The organism is Escherichia sp. E10V10 (assembly GCF_004211985.1).
Taxonomy (GTDB): Bacteria; Pseudomonadota; Gammaproteobacteria; order Enterobacterales; family Enterobacteriaceae; genus Escherichia.
Genome location: NZ_RHJO01000001.1, coordinates 872,977 through 889,127, shown reverse-complemented (window position 1 = coordinate 889,127; position 16,151 = coordinate 872,977). Strand labels below are relative to the sequence as shown.

Sequence of the window (16,151 nt, the reverse complement as noted above, 5' to 3'; positions counted from 1 at the left end):
GGGGCGATGTCATTTCAAACGCAGCTTTATTTCTTTTCCCGTGCCGCCAACACACGTTCAACTGTATCTACCACGGCCTGAGTTTGCGGATCGATTTCGATATTGACGCGTGCACCGAGTTTTTTCTTACCGAGAGTGGTACGTTCCAGCGTTTCCGGAATTAAATGCACACAAAAGCGGGTCGCTGTCACTTCACCAACCGTCAGGCTGATACCATCAATACCAATAAACCCTTTATACAGGATATATTTCATTAACTGCTCATCCTGTACTTTGAACCAGATCTGGTGGTTATTTTCTGATGTTATTATTTTCGATACTTCTGCGGTGGTCATAATATGACCTGACATTAAATGTCCGCCGATTTCATCGCTGAATTTCGCCGCGCGTTCTACGTTTACCCAATCCCCAACGTTTAAATCGCCAAGGTTTGTTATTCGTAACGTTTCTTTCATCAGATCAAAACTGATACGGTTGCCGTTAATTTCCGTTACGGTCAGGCAGCAACCGTTATGCGCGACTGAAGCACCTGTCTCCAGACCATCTAACATGTAATCAGGTAATTCCACTACATGGGTTCGAAAATTTGCTTTCTCGTCAATCGACACCAACTTCGCGGTGCCCTGCACTATCCCCGTAAACATACTTACAACTCCTGAAATCAGTTAGGACATTCTGTTCAGCACAATAGCAGGTGGGAAACGTCCTTACCAGTAAAGGGGGTTGAGTGGTTATTTTTTCACTGGAGAATTAATAAATCCTCGCTACAATAGACTGAATTTCCCCTGCTTCTTCTTTTTGCTGCCCATTCAGGCGGTTTTTTAGTCTCTCATATAACAACAATATAAAAGGTGTTCACGTGCAGAAATACATTAGTGAAGCGCGTCTGTTATTAGCATTAGCAATCCCGGTGATTCTCGCGCAAATCGCCCAAACAGCGATGGGTTTTGTCGATACCGTCATGGCGGGCGGCTATAGCGCCACCGACATGGCGGCAGTCGCCATTGGTACTTCTATCTGGCTCCCGGCGATTCTTTTCGGTCACGGACTGCTGCTGGCAATGACGCCAGTCATCGCGCAATTGAATGGTTCCGGTCGCCGTGAACGTATTGCGCATCAGGTGCGACAAGGTTTCTGGCTGGCCGGTTTCGTCTCCGTGCTTATTATGCTGGTGCTGTGGAATGCGGGTTATATCATCCGCTCCATGCAAAATATCGATCCGGCCCTCGCCGATAAAGCAGTGGGTTATCTGCGTGCACTATTGTGGGGGGCTCCGGGCTATCTGTTCTTCCAGGTCGCTCGTAACCAGTGTGAAGGTTTGGCAAAAACCAAGCCGGGCATGGTAATGGGCTTTATTGGCCTGCTGGTGAACATTCCGGTTAACTATATCTTTATTTATGGTCACTTCGGCATGCCTGAACTCGGAGGCGTCGGCTGTGGTGTGGCGACTGCGGCGGTGTACTGGGTAATGTTCTTTGCTATGGTTTCTTATATTAAACATGCCCGTTCTATGCGCGATATCCGCAACGAAAAAGGCACCGCTAAACCAGACCCGGCAGTAATGAAAAGACTTGTGCAACTGGGGTTACCTATCGCGCTGGCACTGTTCTTTGAAGTTACACTGTTTGCGGTGGTTGCGCTGTTGGTTTCTCCGCTCGGTATTGTCGATGTGGCAGGCCACCAGATTGCCCTGAACTTTAGTTCGCTGATGTTCGTTCTTCCGATGTCGCTGGCAGCGGCTGTGACTATCCGTGTGGGTTATCGTCTGGGTCAGGGTTCCACGCTGGATGCGCAAACTGCCGCACGAACCGGGCTTATGGTTGGCGTCTGTATGGCCACGATGACGGCAATTTTTACAATCTCACTGCGGGAGCAGATCGCTCTTCTGTATAACGATAATCCAGAAGTTGTGACACTGGCTGCACACCTGATGTTGCTGGCGGCGGTGTATCAGATTTCTGACTCGATACAGGTAATCGGTAGCGGGATTTTGCGTGGTTATAAAGATACGCGATCTATTTTTTATATTACCTTTATCGCGTATTGGGTGTTGGGTTTACCAAGTGGTTATATCCTGGCATTGACCAATCTGGTGGTTGAGCCGATGGGGCCGGCAGGTTTCTGGATAGGCTTTATTATCGGTCTGACTTCTGCTGCCATTATGATGATGCTACGTATGCGTTTCTTGCAACGTCTACCATCGGCTATCATTTTGCAACGTGCATCTCGATAAAAAAAAGAGGCGCAATCCGCAAAGATTGCGCCTTAATTTTAGGCTGACTGGAGCGTTGCGCCAATGCCATCTTCGTCCGGCTGCAATTTAAGTGTGCTGCAAATAGGCTGCCGACTGGCATCCGTTATCTCAACGTGAATATCACCGCTGACTTCCCCTTTCACACTGATGAATTCTGGAGAAATTTCTTTCGCACTGGTTTGCAGGGAAATCGTTCCTTCTCCTCGCAGACGTTTCACCTTCAACTGCACAGACGTTGCTGTTGAGGTTATCAGCCACACCTTTCCACCATCGAGATTCAGGTTGCCAACATAGAAAGTGACATTGTCACCTTTAACCGTACTGCCATCGAGGATCAAAACGCCTTCCTGCTGGACTGTAATCGTTGATTGTTTCAGATCAGCGCCATAGCCAACAATCATAGAAGCGCCGGCCTGTAAGGCAACGCTCCCCGTAAGTTCAACCGGTGCGCAGTCTTCTTCTACGACAAATTTTTCGTCCGCACTGGTGGGAGACATCACAATCACTGTCCCACTTTGTACCACTGCGTTTTCCAGCGTACCGGCATGCACTTCAGCCCGCCCACCGGTTTTAACTGTCAGGTTTTTAGTCTTACCAGAACTGTAGAGTTGCAGACCGTCTGTCCCCAGGCGATAAACGGCGCCATTCTCAACGATGGTATGAATGTCTTCACCGCCGAGATTATTCATGGTGCCACCCGCAATCAGCGTATCACTGGCTTTACCTGCCAGCATAAAAACGCCGCCGTGGTTTATCTCACCATTGATGGCTTCTCCACCAGGGTAAACCAACAGTTCACCACCTTCATCTACAATAACTGCTGATGCTGTTCCGTTGACCAACAAACCACCATCCTGATCCAGAATGATTTTTTCCGCGCGATGGCCCTCCAGTACCCGCAGGTTACCGCCATTCTCCAGCAATAAACCGCAGGCATAGCCCTGATCAACGCTAAATTCACCTTCGGGATGGCGGCCATTAACAGTCGCGAGCGTTGAGAGGCTAATCGCTCCACCGTCTGACTGAACAATGTCAGTGGCTATTGCGCCGTCACCGACTGATAACGTGCCATTGTTGCTGTACTGTGTACATTTGGCGATTCCACCAGTTTCAACTTTCAGCCAGCCAGCGTCTGTGACCACGGTATTTTCTGCTCTTCCGCCTGCCTCAACAATCAACTCGCCATCAGTAAGTTGAGTCGCGCCGATAACGTCTCCAGCATGAACAATTTGCACTTTCCCGTCGCTAATCAAGTTTTTTGCATCAGATCCCATGACTTATTCCTTTGCTGCATCTGTGTGCCTTTATCGCTACCTAAGTGTAAAGGCTACGAAGGATTTATCCACGATAGAATTGATATGGTGGCAAAGTCTCTGTTTTACATTGTGAGTCGAAGGATAATCGGCTGTATCAGATCTGAATATGATCTCTGGCCAAAAATCGCCCTTGCAAATCAACAAAATATCGCCAATTTGCTTAAAAGCTCTGCAAACGATAGAAATACCGCAGAAAATTACGATTTGCCTCTTGCCACCTTCACGCTCTGCCGCTAATATTCGTCCCCGTTGTCACCTACAACGTTGCGTTCATAGCTCAGTTGGTTAGAGCACCACCTTGACATGGTGGGGGTCGTTGGTTCGAGTCCAATTGAACGCACCATCCTGCGTCCGTAGCTCAGTTGGTTAGAGCACCACCTTGACATGGTGGGGGTCGGTGGTTCGAGTCCACTCGGACGCACCAGATTTTCTTAATCTGGTCTTCTCTTCCCTTTTGTTTCTCCTGTTTCTTCTCTGTATCCAATACGTTAAAAGATTTACACTATCCTCTTATGCGTTATCAGAAGGAGAATAGCTATGGCAACTTTATTACAACTTCATTTTGCTTTTAATGGCCCGTTTGGCGACGAAATGGCTGAGCAACTTAAACCGCTTGCCGAGTCGATTAATCAGGAACCCGGTTTTCTGTGGAAGGTGTGGACAGAAAGTGAAAAGAACCATGAAGCCGGTGGGATCTACCTTTTTACCGATGAAAAAAGCGCCCTGGCTTATCTGGACAAACATACTGCCCGCCTGAAAAATCTTGGTGTCGCAGAAGTTATTGCCAAAGTTTTCGATGTCAATGAGCCACTGAGTCAAATCAATCAGGCAAAACTCGCCTGACAGAGATTAATGAAGGGCGATACGCGCCCTTTTCGTCCCCGTCTGAAATTTCTCCTTTTCCTAATATTTCCACCACACTTATCTGATAACACCAAATTCAAAAAAATGCATACAGGTAAGTAACAATGAAAAAAATTGCCATTGTGGGTGCCGGACCAACAGGGATCTACACTTTCCTCTCTCTTTTGCAGCAACATACGCCACTCTCCATTTCTCTCTTCGAGCAAGCCGACGAGGCTGGTGTCGGTATGCCGTACAATGATGAAGAAAACTCTAAAATGATGCTGGCAAATATTGCCAGCATTGAAATACCGCCGATTTATTGTACTTATCTGGAATGGTTGCAAGAGCAAGAGGCCAGCCATCTGCAACGTTATGGCGTTAAAAAGGAAAGCTTGCACGAACGCCAGTTTTTGCCGAGGATTTTGTTAGGAGAATATTTCCGTGATCGCTTTTTACGGTTGGTAGAGCAAGCACGGCTGCAACAATTTGAAATCAACGTTTATGAATCTTGTCAGGTGACTGATCTGCAAGTCACAGGCTCTGGCGTGCTTATCTTCACAGATCGGGATTTGCCAGTTGAGACGTTTGATTTAGCCGTAATAGCCACCGGTCACGTCTGGCCTGACGAAGAACAGGCAAGCCGAACATATTTCCCCAGCCCGTGGTCAGGGTTAATGGAAGCGAAAATTGAAGCCTGTCGCGTGGGCATTATGGGAACATCCTTAAGCGGACTGGATGCCGCAATGGCGGTTGCTATCCAGCATGGTTCCTTTATTGAAAAAGATAATCAACGCATTCTGTTTCAGCGCGATAGCGACAGTGAAAAACTCAGTATTACATTGATGTCACGCACAGGTATTTTGCCAGAAGCCGATTTCTATTGCCCAATTCCCTACGAACCTCTATGCATTGTCACTGAACAGGCCCTGAACGCGGAAATTGAAAAAGGTGCACAGGGCCTTCTGGAACGGGTATTTAAACTTATAGTGCGAGAGATTACTTCGGCTGATCCTGACTGGAGCCGACATATTGCGATAGAGAGCCTGAATGTCGATACCTTCGCGCAAGCCTGGTTTGCCGACCGTAAACAGCATGATCCATTTGCCTGGGCAGAAAAAAACCTGGCAGAAGTCGAGCGAAATAAACGTGAAAAACATGCCGTTCCCTGGCGTTATGTCATTCTTCGCCTGCATGAAGCCGTACAGGAAATTGTTCCGCATCTGAATGAGCACGACCATAAACGGTTCAGTAAAGGCCTTGCCAGAGTATTTATCGACAATTATGCGGCTATTCCTTCTGAATCTATAAAGCGCTTACTGGCTTTGCGCGAGGCGGGAATTATCCATATTCTCGCTCTCGGTGAGGACTACGATATGGAAATCGACAAAACGCACACAATGCTGAAAACAGCGGACAACAGCTACTCGTTTGACGTTTTTATTGATGCTCGTGGGCAACGCCCGCTCAAAGTGCAAGACATTCCTTTCCCTGGACTACGTGCACAGCTACAGAAGACAGGCGATGAAATCCCTGATGTCGGTGAAGATTATACGCTACAGCAACCGGAAGAAGTTCGTGGTCGCGTGGCGTTCGGCGCGTTGCCCTGGCTAATGCACGATCGGCCTTTCGTTCAGGGGCTTACGGCTTGTGCTGAAATTGGTGAGGCTATGGCGCGGGCCGTCGTGAAGCCAGCATCCCGCGCACGCCGACGTCTGTCGTTTGATTAAGGTAAAAGAGTCAGCATTCCACAAATTGATGTTGCTCATTCAGACGATAGCGAACTCCGGCGCGAATATTATTTTCACCTTCAACGGCTACGGCAAAGCGCACTCTTTCGCCGTCATGATACGCCAGCGCGGCGCTGCCTCCTGGCCCGAGAATAATTGAATCCACCACGCCCGTACTCACTACCGTTGAATTTTCACCGCTGGCGATGATATGAACGTTATCGCCGCTGTTGGCGATCCTGGCGTTTGCGCCAAAGCTGGCGATTTGCACCAGATCGCCATTACTGGCGACATGACACCGTTCACCCAATGTACAAACGCGTACTCGCATTCCGGTATTCGCAATACGACTGCTGTCTCCGGCGCTGCTTATCCGCGAAGAATTACCGGTTACAGCAACACGAGCACGTTCACCAGAGCTACCGATATGGCTGTTAAAACCGACACTGCCAATCCGCACGCTATAACCCATGCTGGCAATTTGCGCAGCATACCCCACGGTGGCGATTCTGGCGTTATCCTTACAACAGCCGACGCGTGCGTGATCGTCGGCCCGGGCGAACTGACTGCAAAAGGGTATCTCTACGGGGTCCCTGGCCAGTTTTTGCATTGAGGAAACTTCCTGACGGGCGAAATTTTCGTCTGCCAGCCATTTTTTCCAGGCGTACTCAACCAGACTTTCCGCCCAGTCAGTAAATCCTTCGCCAATCCGGGCGTGGTGAATATCGGCATAAATTCCACCTTGCGGAAAACGGCGCAGAAACCAGCGGTACATAACCGCTCCTACACGCCACTCTCGCAGGTCAGTTCGTGTAATGATCATTCGTTAATGCCGGTGATAGCCATCGACCATACATTTAAAGGTTTCGTGCGGAGTACGCCCCGTGGTGCAAAGATAGAGATGGCCGAAGATAAAAAAGAGGCTTATAGCTGCCAGAGCAAAATGCGCCTGCAATAACCAGTATCTTACACCAGGGAACACGTCCCCCACGGTTTGCGGGTAAAGGCATAGCAGCCCCGTCAACAATAACAGCGGCAGCAATCCATACATCACACCAACATAAGCTGCCTGCTGCAATGGATTGAATTTAGACTGTGTTGTTGCAGGAAATGGATGATCTTCCCCTTGCATAATTCCAAGCAGATAAAACCGCGTTTGTTTAGCCGCTCGCCCCAGCCAGCCCTGACGACGGATAATGTAGTGATGACCATTACCCCCAACGGCATTAATGAGAATAAAGCCAAGCCAGCATGCCAGTAGCAGGAATCCACAAACTTCATGTACGGCAACCAGACTTTTGACTGCAGCAACGCCCACCAGCGCAAAGTGATTGATTAGCCCACTAGCCAGCAACAAAACAAAGAGTAACGCATTCGACCAGTGCCATAATCTCACCGCCTTGCTGTAGAGATAAACCTTCTCGCCATGACCAGTGGTGGATTTCTTTATACCACGAGCGCGAAGCAAGGCGTGAAGCCCCAACACTAACCACATCCCGACCAGCAACAGCCCGGCAATGACCAGCCACACAGGCCAAAATTCGGGAGAAAACTGCGGTACATAGTTCGCCAACTGGTTATGAAATTGTTCAGCATTTTGCGACGGGTTCATACATTTTCCTTTTTAATCAAATGTTGACCGAACCGGCGATACAGATGCGGTTTCCCGGCACCAGGCAGCTGATATTGATAGTATTTATTTTCCTGTAACCATGCCTGAATTTCTGGGCTATCTTCGCGACCAAAGATCAACGCATGTTCCGGACAGGCGCTAACGCAGATGGGCGGAAAACCTTTTGCCAGCCGTGACTCAGCACAGAAATCACATTTATCCGCCACTTTGGTCAGTGGATTAAGGTAACGAACCTGATACGGGCATGCGCCGATGCAGTAGCTACAGCCAATGCATTGTGATTTTTCTACCCGCACGATCCCCTGTTCATCACGCCACGATGCCCCTGTGGGGCAAACGTCGATGCAAGGAGCATCTTCACAGTGCTGGCATGACTGGCGAAAAAAGTGATACAGCGTTTCGTTATTGTTATCGGTGACCGGGATATGCGCGATAGACAAACGACTTCCCTCTGCCGGTACATGGTTAGTTTTACGGCATGCTCTGGCGCAAATATTACAGCCATTGCACCGTGATTCATCGTGAATCATGGCATATCGAACTTCCTTTCCTTGTCTGGTGTTCGCTAACAAAGAAGGTGCTGAACCGGTAAAAAAGATTACCGTTCCCATCCCCAGAACAAATTTGCGTCGAGTGAAGGACATCTTATTATCCTCTAATGCTGTGGCTGCGACTGTCCACCCTATCCATGATATCTCCCTGAAACTTCAGGGATTCTGAAACTGCTCAACCTCGAACCATTCACATAAGCCATAAGCTTTGCCATAGCTCATAAAACGCTCGCTAAACAGGTACAACACAGCCGTCGATGACGTCACCTGGCTTATATCGGCATACTCAGGAGCGATATCCATCGCGGCGAGCGCGGCTTCAATCTGCGTTTCCTGGTAGTAATATGGCGCTTGCGTCAGCATGGCGACCTTATAAGGCCGGGGATACGTCTGGCATTCGAAGCGAACGGCGTGTGCAATGGCCCGACAGATGTCCTGCTCAACAACCTGCAAAGACATAGCGGCATAGTTTTCGCTCATGGTTTGCGTTGAGTAGTAATAATCATCTTTACTGCCCGTCATACAGGCGATATCTGCGAAGTCTGAACCCTGCCGTATGCTTTCCAGCAATGCAGAAAGATCCTCTTCAGCAACCGTATATGGCGGCGACAGGAACACGGCGCGTGCAACCAGTTGACCCGCCGTCGAATGCTGGCGGATAAACTCCGCCAGAATTTCAGCCGGTTCAGGCCCTGTAACCGCATCGTTCGCAGTGTCATCGGGCTGACGCATACTGTGCAACCAGTGACGCTTAGTCACGTCAATATCAGGCGCTTCCAGTTGTGTCATTTCCTCCTGCTGGCTCATTACGTCGGTTCCTTATGCTGGTAGCAGGTTATGTGTCGCCAGATCGGCGGCAATATCTTCCAGCCCGAGTCGATGAAGCGTTTCTCGCGTTGGACAACCAAGCTGAGGGTCCCAGCCCATTTCCTTGTAGAAAAGCGTGAGTGACTGGTGCATATCATCGCGGTCCATTTTGTCAGTACCTTCACTGAAGACCGGGATCTGCGGATCTTTATCAAATACCCAGGAGCAGATCAGGTCATGCTCATTACGCATGTCTTTGGTTTGCATCAGTTTTACCGTGTAGGCACGATGTAACGTAAAGATACGCTCAGCAGCTAAATCTAATTTTTCCTGCGTCATATCTTCGCCAGTGATTGCTTTAAAGAATTTGGCTTCTAGCGCAAGGTCGCCACGATAATTGCGGCTTTTCAGTGGCGAAACGGTCATTGGCCAGACCCAGTTGCACAGGGTGACGGCGTTATGCAAACAAACCCGCAACAGCGACCATTTGGCATATTTAATTTTTGCGTCATTGATCGGCGTGTAGTTTTTGGTTTCATCGTAAGCATCTTCAGAGCCAAAAAGTTCTTTTGCCACTTCACGCTGCAGTTTCAACGGCAAACCGGAGCCGATAAAGTTGATATGCGTATGCGTCATACAGTCACGGTTGAACATGCAGTTAACGATAGAGCCGACCTGTGCCGACGCTTCATTGGCATGGTGAACCGGATAACCAAACGGCGACCAGAGTTTATTTTTTGCGTAGCCCCAGTACTCTTCACCCAAATTCCAGCGTTCAGCAATGGCATACGAGCCATCAGCCAGATGACTCAACTCACCCACGCGATGCGCCAGACGGTAGTAAAAATCTTTAATGAAATTAACGTCGCCAGCTTCCAGTTGATCCCAACGAATTTCCGCATACTCTTCAGCAGGCAGAACGCGCTTAAACACACCTTTGCTGTAACAATAGGTAAAGTCGCGATGCAACTGCCCGTAGTTACACCACAGCCCGTAGTCATCGAACAGATTCAGACCGACCAGATTACCAATTACCCGGCCATCATCTTTATCTTCAAAATCTTTCGGCCCGTTCGGGAAGATGGTGGTATGGACAAAGTTAGCGACACAGGTGTTACCACCTGTACTGGGTACACCAAACTCTTTAACCCGAGGAATGTTCATCTGGGTCATACAACGAATTGGGCATGAGTGGCAGCCACTCATTTTGACGGTGTATTTTTCTGCTGCCGGACCTAAGTCAAAGACGGATTTATAGGTGCGGAAACCGACCGTGTTCTGATTGCCTGGCGGGATTTCTCCTGTTTCAATCGGGCCGCCTTCCGCTGCCCCCCAAAACAGCCCTTTACGTGCCGTCCAGCGTGATTTGGGATCAGAGTACTCTGCCCACGATTGCGGCGTACTTGGCACGACATGATTGTTATTAGCGCCAATAAGTTCGGTCATCATATAGTCATTGAGCCGTTTCATCTCCTGGCGATCGGCAATGTTGACTCCTTTTGTCCCTTCAACCGCAATCGCTTTCAGGTTTTTGGAGCCCATTATTGCGCCAGTTCCCGCGCCGCCACTGTGGTTACGACTATTCAGCATGCCAGAGAGAGGCACAAGATTTTCACCTGCCTGACCAATAGCCGCTACACAGGTTTCAGGGCTGGTTAAACGGCAAATTTCTTCCGTGGTTGCACGCGTCCCTTTCCCCCACAAGAAATCGGCTTTCTCCAGGCTAACTTTGTCATCTTTTATATTTAGCCAGACCGGTGATTTCGCTTTACCCTCGATAATAATGACGTCGTATCCGGCGAATTTCATTTGTGCAGCAAAAAAGCCGCCCATATGGGCGTCGACGACTAAATTTCCTTTGGTAAATGTGGAAAGTGATGTGATATTTACGCGAGAACTACAGGGTGCACCAGACCCTGTCAACGGCCCCGTAGCAAAAACTAATTTATTTGCTTCATCGAAAGGTTTGGTGCCTGGAGGTACTTCGTCATACATAATTTTGTAGCCAAAACCCATACCACCGACAAAATCTTTAAACTTACTGGAATCTTCGAGGGTAATATTTCCTGTCGTAAGATTGACTCTTAATATATTACCAGTCCAACCGTTAGCCATGATTTTTTCCTTTGCAAGATTCACACAGTAATATCTTTCCACTCGATAATTTTTAACGCCCCTGTCGGGCAGGCGTTTGCGCATTCACCGCACAACACACATTTCGAGGATTTTTTAGTTTCAGTATTTACGGTGGCCATCATCCACGGGCATGCCGTAGTACAGGCGCTACAAGCAATGCAACGTTTATGATCGACGGTTATACATCCCTCTTCCTGCTGCCAGGTAATCGCGCCAATCGGGCAGACGTTCATGCATTGAGGATCTTTACACTGGCGGCAGGTGTCGGCGGTATAATTCAGATCGCCGTATAAGCCGCCACCGGAACCTACGCCCTTGTCGCCAAAGAAATAATTACGATGGATTTTGATGCGGGAAAAAAAAGTACCAACGGCGCCATCGTTATAGTTGGTACAGGAGATTTCACAGCGGTGGCAGCCGGTGCAACGCGCACGCTGGGTAACTAACACGCCTTTGGGCGTGTTTATCAGCCCCACCGTGCCGCTATCGACATCTTCCTGTTTACAGCCCAAAAGTGACAATAACGCAGGGGCTATTGTTAAACCAGCAAGACCTTTTCCTGATATACGCAAGAACTCTAATCGCGTTAAGCCAATATCTAATAGTGGACGTTCAACCGGGTTCATTTATTTCGCATCCTCTTCGCAAACACAGTGCTGACAATTCAGTAGCCTTCTATTAAGCATTCAACTAATACGCTGCTGACTATGCCTCCAACACCAGATATTTTTGTCCTAACCCGATAGCGTATGAGACATGATTTAACGCAAGCAAACTAATCCTTTATGGTTAGGAGAAAAAATAATGTGATTATTCTTAGCCCTTAACATTGATCGTTATCAATTAAAAATGGAAAGCAGAAGATTAAAAGTGGAGTGATATTTGTTATCATTTGAAATGAATTTCATTTACTCCACAATAATTTGTGATATACATTCCAGAATATAGAAATAGTTAATTCGCTATAAAGCTAAATACATATCGCAATTAATATAGTTGCCTTACATCCATTTATAAAAATAAACTTACATGTGACGATATAATAAAACAGAGGGGATAAGGCATTACGCGCTATCCCCGAACAATTATTTCACCAGTGCATTAATGACTGTTTCCATCGCCTGCTTTTCTAATTCACTGCGTTGGATACGTTTATTTGCTAATGCTGTACGCAGCACACCAGCGATGACGATGTGTTTTGGCTCCTGGCCCAGGTCACGCATCTCCAACACCACTTTCCCTACCACTCTGCACATTTCGCGGTACAGCTCATCATCTTTTGTCCGGTTGCCCATTATTCACACCCATTTATCATGCCAGTTATCAGCATATATCAATCTCATTACTTAAACAAAAAACAAACAAAATCAAACAAATAACTCGATAAATTATTATAATTGCATCTGTTGTGTCACGAGGGTATGCACTCTGTCTATACTCCAGTCATCCTCTATCTTCCAACCATCGCCTTCCCTTTGCGCAAACAGCGATGATTTTGCGTAATCTGCTATCGAGGACGTTAAATCTTTGATAACAGTTTATTGTGTATATGCATGAATGTTTTTGAAACGCTGTTTTTGTTTTCCTTTTTGATTAAATTCAGCGTATAATCCGCGCCAATTGACTCTTGAATGGTTTCAGCACTTTGGACTGTAGAACTCAACGACTCAAAAACAGGCACTCACGTTGGGCTGAGACACAAGCACACATTCCTCTGCACGCTTTTTCGATGTCACCTATCCTTAGAGCGAGGCACCATCACTTTCGTAATACCGGATTCGCTTTCCGGCAGTGCGCCCAGAAAGCAAGTTTCTCCTATCCTTCTCAACTTAAAGACTAAGACTGTCATGAAAAAGACCAAAATTGTTTGCACCATCGGCCCAAAAACCGAATCTGAAGAGATGTTAGCTAAAATGCTGGACGCGGGCATGAACGTCATGCGTCTGAACTTCTCTCATGGTGACTATGCAGAACACGGTCAGCGCATTCAGAACCTGCGCAACGTGATGAGCAAAACCGGTAAAACTGCCGCTATCCTGCTCGATACCAAAGGTCCGGAAATCCGCACCATGAAACTGGAAGGCGGTAACGACGTTTCTCTGAAAGCAGGCCAGACCTTTACTTTCACCACTGACAAATCTGTTATCGGCAACAGCGAAATGGTTGCGGTAACTTATGAAGGTTTCACCACCGACCTGTCCGTCGGCAACACCGTACTGGTTGACGATGGTCTGATCGGTATGGAAGTTACCGCTATCGAAGGTAACAAAGTTATCTGTAAAGTACTGAACAACGGTGACCTGGGCGAGAACAAAGGTGTGAACCTGCCTGGCGTTTCCATCGCCCTGCCGGCACTGGCAGAAAAAGACAAACAGGACCTGATCTTCGGTTGCGAACAAGGCGTAGACTTTGTTGCTGCTTCCTTTATCCGTAAACGTTCTGACGTTGTCGAAATCCGTGAGCACCTGAAAGCGCACGGCGGCGAAAACATCCAAATCATCTCCAAAATCGAAAACCAGGAAGGCCTCAATAACTTCGACGAAATCCTCGAAGCATCTGACGGCATCATGGTTGCACGTGGCGACCTGGGTGTAGAAATTCCGGTTGAAGAAGTTATCTTCGCCCAGAAGATGATGATCGAAAAATGTATCCGTGCACGTAAAGTCGTTATCACTGCGACCCAGATGCTGGATTCCATGATCAAAAACCCACGTCCGACTCGCGCAGAAGCCGGTGACGTAGCCAACGCCATCCTCGACGGCACCGACGCAGTAATGCTGTCTGGTGAATCCGCAAAAGGTAAATATCCGCTGGAAGCTGTTTCTATCATGGCGACCATCTGTGAACGTACCGACCGCGTGATGAACAGCCGTCTCGAGTTCAACAACGACAACCGTAAACTGCGTATCACCGAAGCGGTTTGCCGTGGCGCAGTTGAAACTGCTGAAAAACTGGATGCTCCGCTGATCGTCGTAGCGACCCAGGGCGGTAAATCTGCTCGTGCAGTACGTAAATACTTCCCGGATGCAACCATTCTGGCGCTGACCACCAACGAAAAAACGGCTCATCAGCTGGTACTGAGCAAAGGCGTTGTACCGCAGCTGGTTAAAGAAATTACCTCTACTGATGATTTCTACCGTCTGGGTAAAGAACTGGCGCTGCAGAGCGGTCTGGCGCACAAAGGCGACGTTGTAGTTATGGTTTCTGGCGCGCTGGTACCGAGCGGTACTACCAACACCGCATCTGTTCACGTCCTGTAATATTGCTTTTGTGAATTAATTTGTATATCGAAGCGCCCTGATGGGCGCTTTTTTTATTTAATCGATAACCAGAAGCAATAAAAAATCAAATCGGATTTCACTATATAATCTCACTTTATCTAAGATGAATCCGATGGAACCATCCTGTTTTCTCTCATTTTTTTTATCTAAAACCAAGCGTTCGATGTTTCTTTGAGCGAACGATCAAAAATAAGTGCCTTCCCATCAAAAAAATATTCTCAACATAAAAAACTTTGTGTAATACTTGTAACGCTACATGGAGATTAACTCAATCTAGAGGGTATTAATAATGAAAGCTACTAAACTGGTACTGGGCGCGGTAATCCTGGGTTCTACTCTGCTGGCAGGTTGCTCCAGCAACGCTAAAATCGATCAGCTGTCTTCTGACGTTCAGACTCTGAACGCTAAAGTTGACCAGCTGAGCAACGACGTGAACGCAATGCGTTCCGACGTTCAGGCTGCTAAAGATGACGCAGCTCGTGCTAACCAGCGTCTGGACAACATGGCTACTAAATACCGCAAGTAATAGTACCTGTGAAGTGAAAAATGGCGCACATTGTGCGCCATTTTTTTTGCCTGCTCATTACGCCTATTGCGTCGCGCGTAACATATTTCCTTGCTCTGGTTCACCATTCTGCGCTGACTCTACTGCAGACGCATTGCTGGCTACTGGAGTTGCTCCACTGCTTACCGCAACCGGATACCCTGCCCGACGATACAATGCTTTATCGACTAACTTCTGATCTACAGCCTTAGTGTCTTTAAATTGCGTGAAGCCTGCAGGCAGTGCGTACGGCATTGTCTGAACGTTCTGCTGTTCTTCTGCCGATAGCGGTCGATGCACTTCAACATAACGCATCCCGTTCGGTTCTACAGAGTATTTTACCGGTTCGTTGATCACTCTTACCGGCGTTCCCGTTCTCACACTGGAGAACAGTGCTTTAATGTCCGGCGCGTTCATACGCATACAGCCTGAACTGACGCGCAAACCGACGCTGTCCGGCGCACTGGTGCCATGAATGAGGTATTCGCCGTTGCCGTGCGCCAGGCGCAGTGCGTAGCGTCCCAGAGGGTTATTCGGCCCGGCTGGAACAACTGGCGGTAATTTGATGCCTCGCTCCAGTGAACGCTGACGAATACCCGCCGTGGGCGTCCAGGTAGGATTGGGGATTTTCTGCCCTACCCGTGTTTCCATCACTGGCGTTTCCAGCCCCTGCAAGCCAATACCTATCGGGTAGACCTGCACGATATTTTCTCCCGGCGGATAATAATAAAGACGCAGTTCCGCAAGGTTCACAATTATCCCCTGGCGCGGTGCATCAGGTAATAACAGTTGCGAAGGAATGGTTATTGTCGTGCCTGGTTTTGGCACCGGAGCAATTGTGTTATTGGCTTCAAGAATCAACATTGCCGCAGTATCAAAACGACGGGCAATAGCCTGAAGGTTTTTATCCCCCTCTTGCACCGTATAGGTTTGATTTTGCCCAACCAGTCGGCTTCCGGTTGGTGGGAGCGGGTAATCTACCGCCCAGGCTGCCTGAATGGCGCTGAAAGCGCCGATAAGAGTCAGTGTTAGTAAAGACGCGCGTTTCATTGTAAA

The 16,151-nt window shown here is 48.2% G+C and carries 16 protein-coding genes and 2 tRNA genes; 8 read left to right on the top strand and 10 right to left on the bottom strand.

The features are described 5' to 3' along the window. Positions 1 to 26 precede the first annotated feature (26 nt). Positions 27 to 644: a riboflavin synthase gene (locus D9736_RS04335; RefSeq protein WP_064530047.1), complete on the bottom strand. Its 618-nt coding sequence runs from the start codon at positions 642 to 644 to the stop codon at positions 27 to 29. A 215-nt stretch (positions 645 to 859) separates the two neighbouring features. Here D9736_RS04335 and mdtK point away from each other — a divergent pair, with 215 nt between their 5' ends. Then, positions 860 to 2,233 carry a multidrug efflux MATE transporter MdtK gene (gene mdtK, locus D9736_RS04330; protein ID WP_130218963.1) on the top strand — a complete coding sequence of 458 codons (1,374 nt, stop codon included), beginning with the start codon at positions 860 to 862 and terminating at the stop codon, positions 2,231 to 2,233. A 38-nt stretch (positions 2,234 to 2,271) separates the two neighbouring features. Here mdtK and D9736_RS04325 read toward each other — a convergent pair whose 3' ends face one another. Next, positions 2,272 to 3,528 (bottom strand): AIDA repeat-containing protein, encoded by a 1,257-nt coding sequence (locus D9736_RS04325; protein ID WP_130257789.1) that lies wholly within the window; start codon positions 3,526 to 3,528, stop codon positions 2,272 to 2,274. 308 nt (positions 3,529 to 3,836) lie between these two features. On the opposite strand from D9736_RS04325, the gene D9736_RS04320 reads away from it, so the two are divergent. The 4 genes from D9736_RS04320 to D9736_RS04305 all read left to right on the top strand — a co-directional run bounded on the left by D9736_RS04320 (position 3,837) and on the right by D9736_RS04305 (position 6,143). After that, positions 3,837 to 3,913 (top strand) — tRNA-Val (locus D9736_RS04320). A gap of 4 nt (positions 3,914 to 3,917) precedes the next feature. Beyond that, positions 3,918 to 3,994, top strand: a tRNA-Val gene (locus D9736_RS04315). Positions 3,995 to 4,107: 113 nt separating this feature from the next. Further along, positions 4,108 to 4,413, top strand: coding sequence for a monooxygenase (locus D9736_RS04310; protein ID WP_130218959.1), 306 nt, complete (start codon positions 4,108 to 4,110; stop codon positions 4,411 to 4,413). 125 nt (positions 4,414 to 4,538) lie between these two features. Continuing rightward, positions 4,539 to 6,143, top strand: a complete 1,605-nt coding sequence (locus tag D9736_RS04305) for an FAD-NAD(P)-binding protein (RefSeq protein WP_130257788.1) — start codon at positions 4,539 to 4,541, stop codon at positions 6,141 to 6,143. 10 nt (positions 6,144 to 6,153) lie between these two features. On the opposite strand, the gene ydhT is transcribed toward D9736_RS04305, so the two are convergent. The 7 genes from ydhT to fumD all read right to left on the bottom strand — a co-directional run bounded on the left by ydhT (position 6,154) and on the right by fumD (position 12,565). Beyond that, positions 6,154 to 6,966 (bottom strand): protein YdhT, encoded by an 813-nt coding sequence (gene ydhT / locus D9736_RS04300; protein WP_130257787.1) that lies wholly within the window; start codon positions 6,964 to 6,966, stop codon positions 6,154 to 6,156. A 3-nt stretch (positions 6,967 to 6,969) separates the two neighbouring features. Further along, positions 6,970 to 7,755: a thiosulfate reductase cytochrome B subunit gene (gene phsC / locus D9736_RS04295; protein ID WP_130257786.1), complete on the bottom strand. Its 786-nt coding sequence runs from the start codon at positions 7,753 to 7,755 to the stop codon at positions 6,970 to 6,972. After that, a complete protein-coding gene (locus tag D9736_RS04290) occupies positions 7,752 to 8,420 on the bottom strand; it encodes a 4Fe-4S dicluster domain-containing protein (protein WP_130257785.1) in 669 nt (222 codons plus the stop codon). Before D9736_RS04290 ends, phsC begins: the two co-directional genes overlap by 4 nt. A 63-nt stretch (positions 8,421 to 8,483) precedes the next feature. Next, positions 8,484 to 9,134 carry a YdhW family putative oxidoreductase system protein gene (locus D9736_RS04285; protein WP_130257784.1) on the bottom strand — a complete coding sequence of 217 codons (651 nt, stop codon included), beginning with the start codon at positions 9,132 to 9,134 and terminating at the stop codon, positions 8,484 to 8,486. Positions 9,135 to 9,146: 12 nt separating this feature from the next. Next, the gene (locus D9736_RS04280) at positions 9,147 to 11,249 is read right to left on the bottom strand and encodes an aldehyde ferredoxin oxidoreductase (protein ID WP_130224705.1); all 2,103 of its coding nucleotides are present in this window, start codon (positions 11,247 to 11,249) and stop codon (positions 9,147 to 9,149) included. A 20-nt stretch (positions 11,250 to 11,269) separates the two neighbouring features. Beyond that, positions 11,270 to 11,896, bottom strand: a complete 627-nt coding sequence (locus D9736_RS04275) for a ferredoxin-like protein (RefSeq protein ID WP_130257783.1) — start codon at positions 11,894 to 11,896, stop codon at positions 11,270 to 11,272. A gap of 459 nt (positions 11,897 to 12,355) precedes the next feature. Then, on the bottom strand, positions 12,356 to 12,565 hold the full coding sequence (fumD, locus tag D9736_RS04270) for a fumarate hydratase FumD (RefSeq protein ID WP_000528337.1): 210 nt from the start codon (positions 12,563 to 12,565) through the stop codon (positions 12,356 to 12,358). Between the two features lie 350 nt (positions 12,566 to 12,915). On the opposite strand from fumD, the gene D9736_RS23735 reads away from it, so the two are divergent. The 3 genes from D9736_RS23735 (at position 12,916) to lpp (ending at position 15,077) form a co-directional block, all read left to right on the top strand. Further along, entirely contained in the window at positions 12,916 to 13,110 is a 195-nt protein-coding gene (locus D9736_RS23735) for a hypothetical protein (protein WP_242664678.1), read from the top strand. A gap of 7 nt (positions 13,111 to 13,117) precedes the next feature. Further along, positions 13,118 to 14,530, top strand: a complete 1,413-nt coding sequence (gene pykF / locus D9736_RS04265) for a pyruvate kinase PykF (protein WP_064530058.1) — start codon at positions 13,118 to 13,120, stop codon at positions 14,528 to 14,530. Positions 14,531 to 14,840: 310 nt separating this feature from the next. Beyond that, complete coding sequence (gene lpp, locus D9736_RS04260) at positions 14,841 to 15,077, top strand: murein lipoprotein Lpp (RefSeq protein ID WP_000648420.1); 237 nt, start codon at positions 14,841 to 14,843, stop codon at positions 15,075 to 15,077. Positions 15,078 to 15,140: 63 nt separating this feature from the next. Here the strand turns inward: lpp and ldtE are convergent, their stop codons facing one another. Next, entirely contained in the window at positions 15,141 to 16,145 is a 1,005-nt protein-coding gene (ldtE, locus tag D9736_RS04255) for a L,D-transpeptidase LdtE (protein ID WP_130257782.1), read from the bottom strand. Positions 16,146 to 16,151: the final 6 nt, after the last annotated feature.

What these genes read in the sequence shown, in the direction of transcription:
- D9736_RS04325 (WP_130257789.1), bottom strand. Translation starts at nt 3,528, where the DNA reads ATGGGATCTGATGCAAAAAACTTGATTAGCGACGGGAAAGTGCAAATT.
- D9736_RS04285 (WP_130257784.1), bottom strand. Translation starts at nt 9,134, where the DNA reads ATGAGCCAGCAGGAGGAAATGACACAACTGGAAGCGCCTGATATTGAC.
- D9736_RS04335 (WP_064530047.1), bottom strand. Translation starts at nt 644, where the DNA reads ATGTTTACGGGGATAGTGCAGGGCACCGCGAAGTTGGTGTCGATTGAC.
- phsC (WP_130257786.1), bottom strand. Translation starts at nt 7,755, where the DNA reads ATGAACCCGTCGCAAAATGCTGAACAATTTCATAACCAGTTGGCGAAC.
- ldtE (WP_130257782.1), bottom strand. Translation starts at nt 16,145, where the DNA reads ATGAAACGCGCGTCTTTACTAACACTGACTCTTATCGGCGCTTTCAGC.
- D9736_RS04310 (WP_130218959.1), top strand. Translation starts at nt 4,108, where the DNA reads ATGGCAACTTTATTACAACTTCATTTTGCTTTTAATGGCCCGTTTGGC.
- D9736_RS04280 (WP_130224705.1), bottom strand. Translation starts at nt 11,249, where the DNA reads ATGGCTAACGGTTGGACTGGTAATATATTAAGAGTCAATCTTACGACA.
- D9736_RS04290 (WP_130257785.1), bottom strand. Translation starts at nt 8,420, where the DNA reads ATGTCCTTCACTCGACGCAAATTTGTTCTGGGGATGGGAACGGTAATC.
- fumD (WP_000528337.1), bottom strand. Translation starts at nt 12,565, where the DNA reads ATGGGCAACCGGACAAAAGATGATGAGCTGTACCGCGAAATGTGCAGA.
- lpp (WP_000648420.1), top strand. Translation starts at nt 14,841, where the DNA reads ATGAAAGCTACTAAACTGGTACTGGGCGCGGTAATCCTGGGTTCTACT.
- D9736_RS04305 (WP_130257788.1), top strand. Translation starts at nt 4,539, where the DNA reads ATGAAAAAAATTGCCATTGTGGGTGCCGGACCAACAGGGATCTACACT.
- pykF (WP_064530058.1), top strand. Translation starts at nt 13,118, where the DNA reads ATGAAAAAGACCAAAATTGTTTGCACCATCGGCCCAAAAACCGAATCT.
- ydhT (WP_130257787.1), bottom strand. Translation starts at nt 6,966, where the DNA reads ATGATCATTACACGAACTGACCTGCGAGAGTGGCGTGTAGGAGCGGTT.
- D9736_RS04275 (WP_130257783.1), bottom strand. Translation starts at nt 11,896, where the DNA reads ATGAACCCGGTTGAACGTCCACTATTAGATATTGGCTTAACGCGATTA.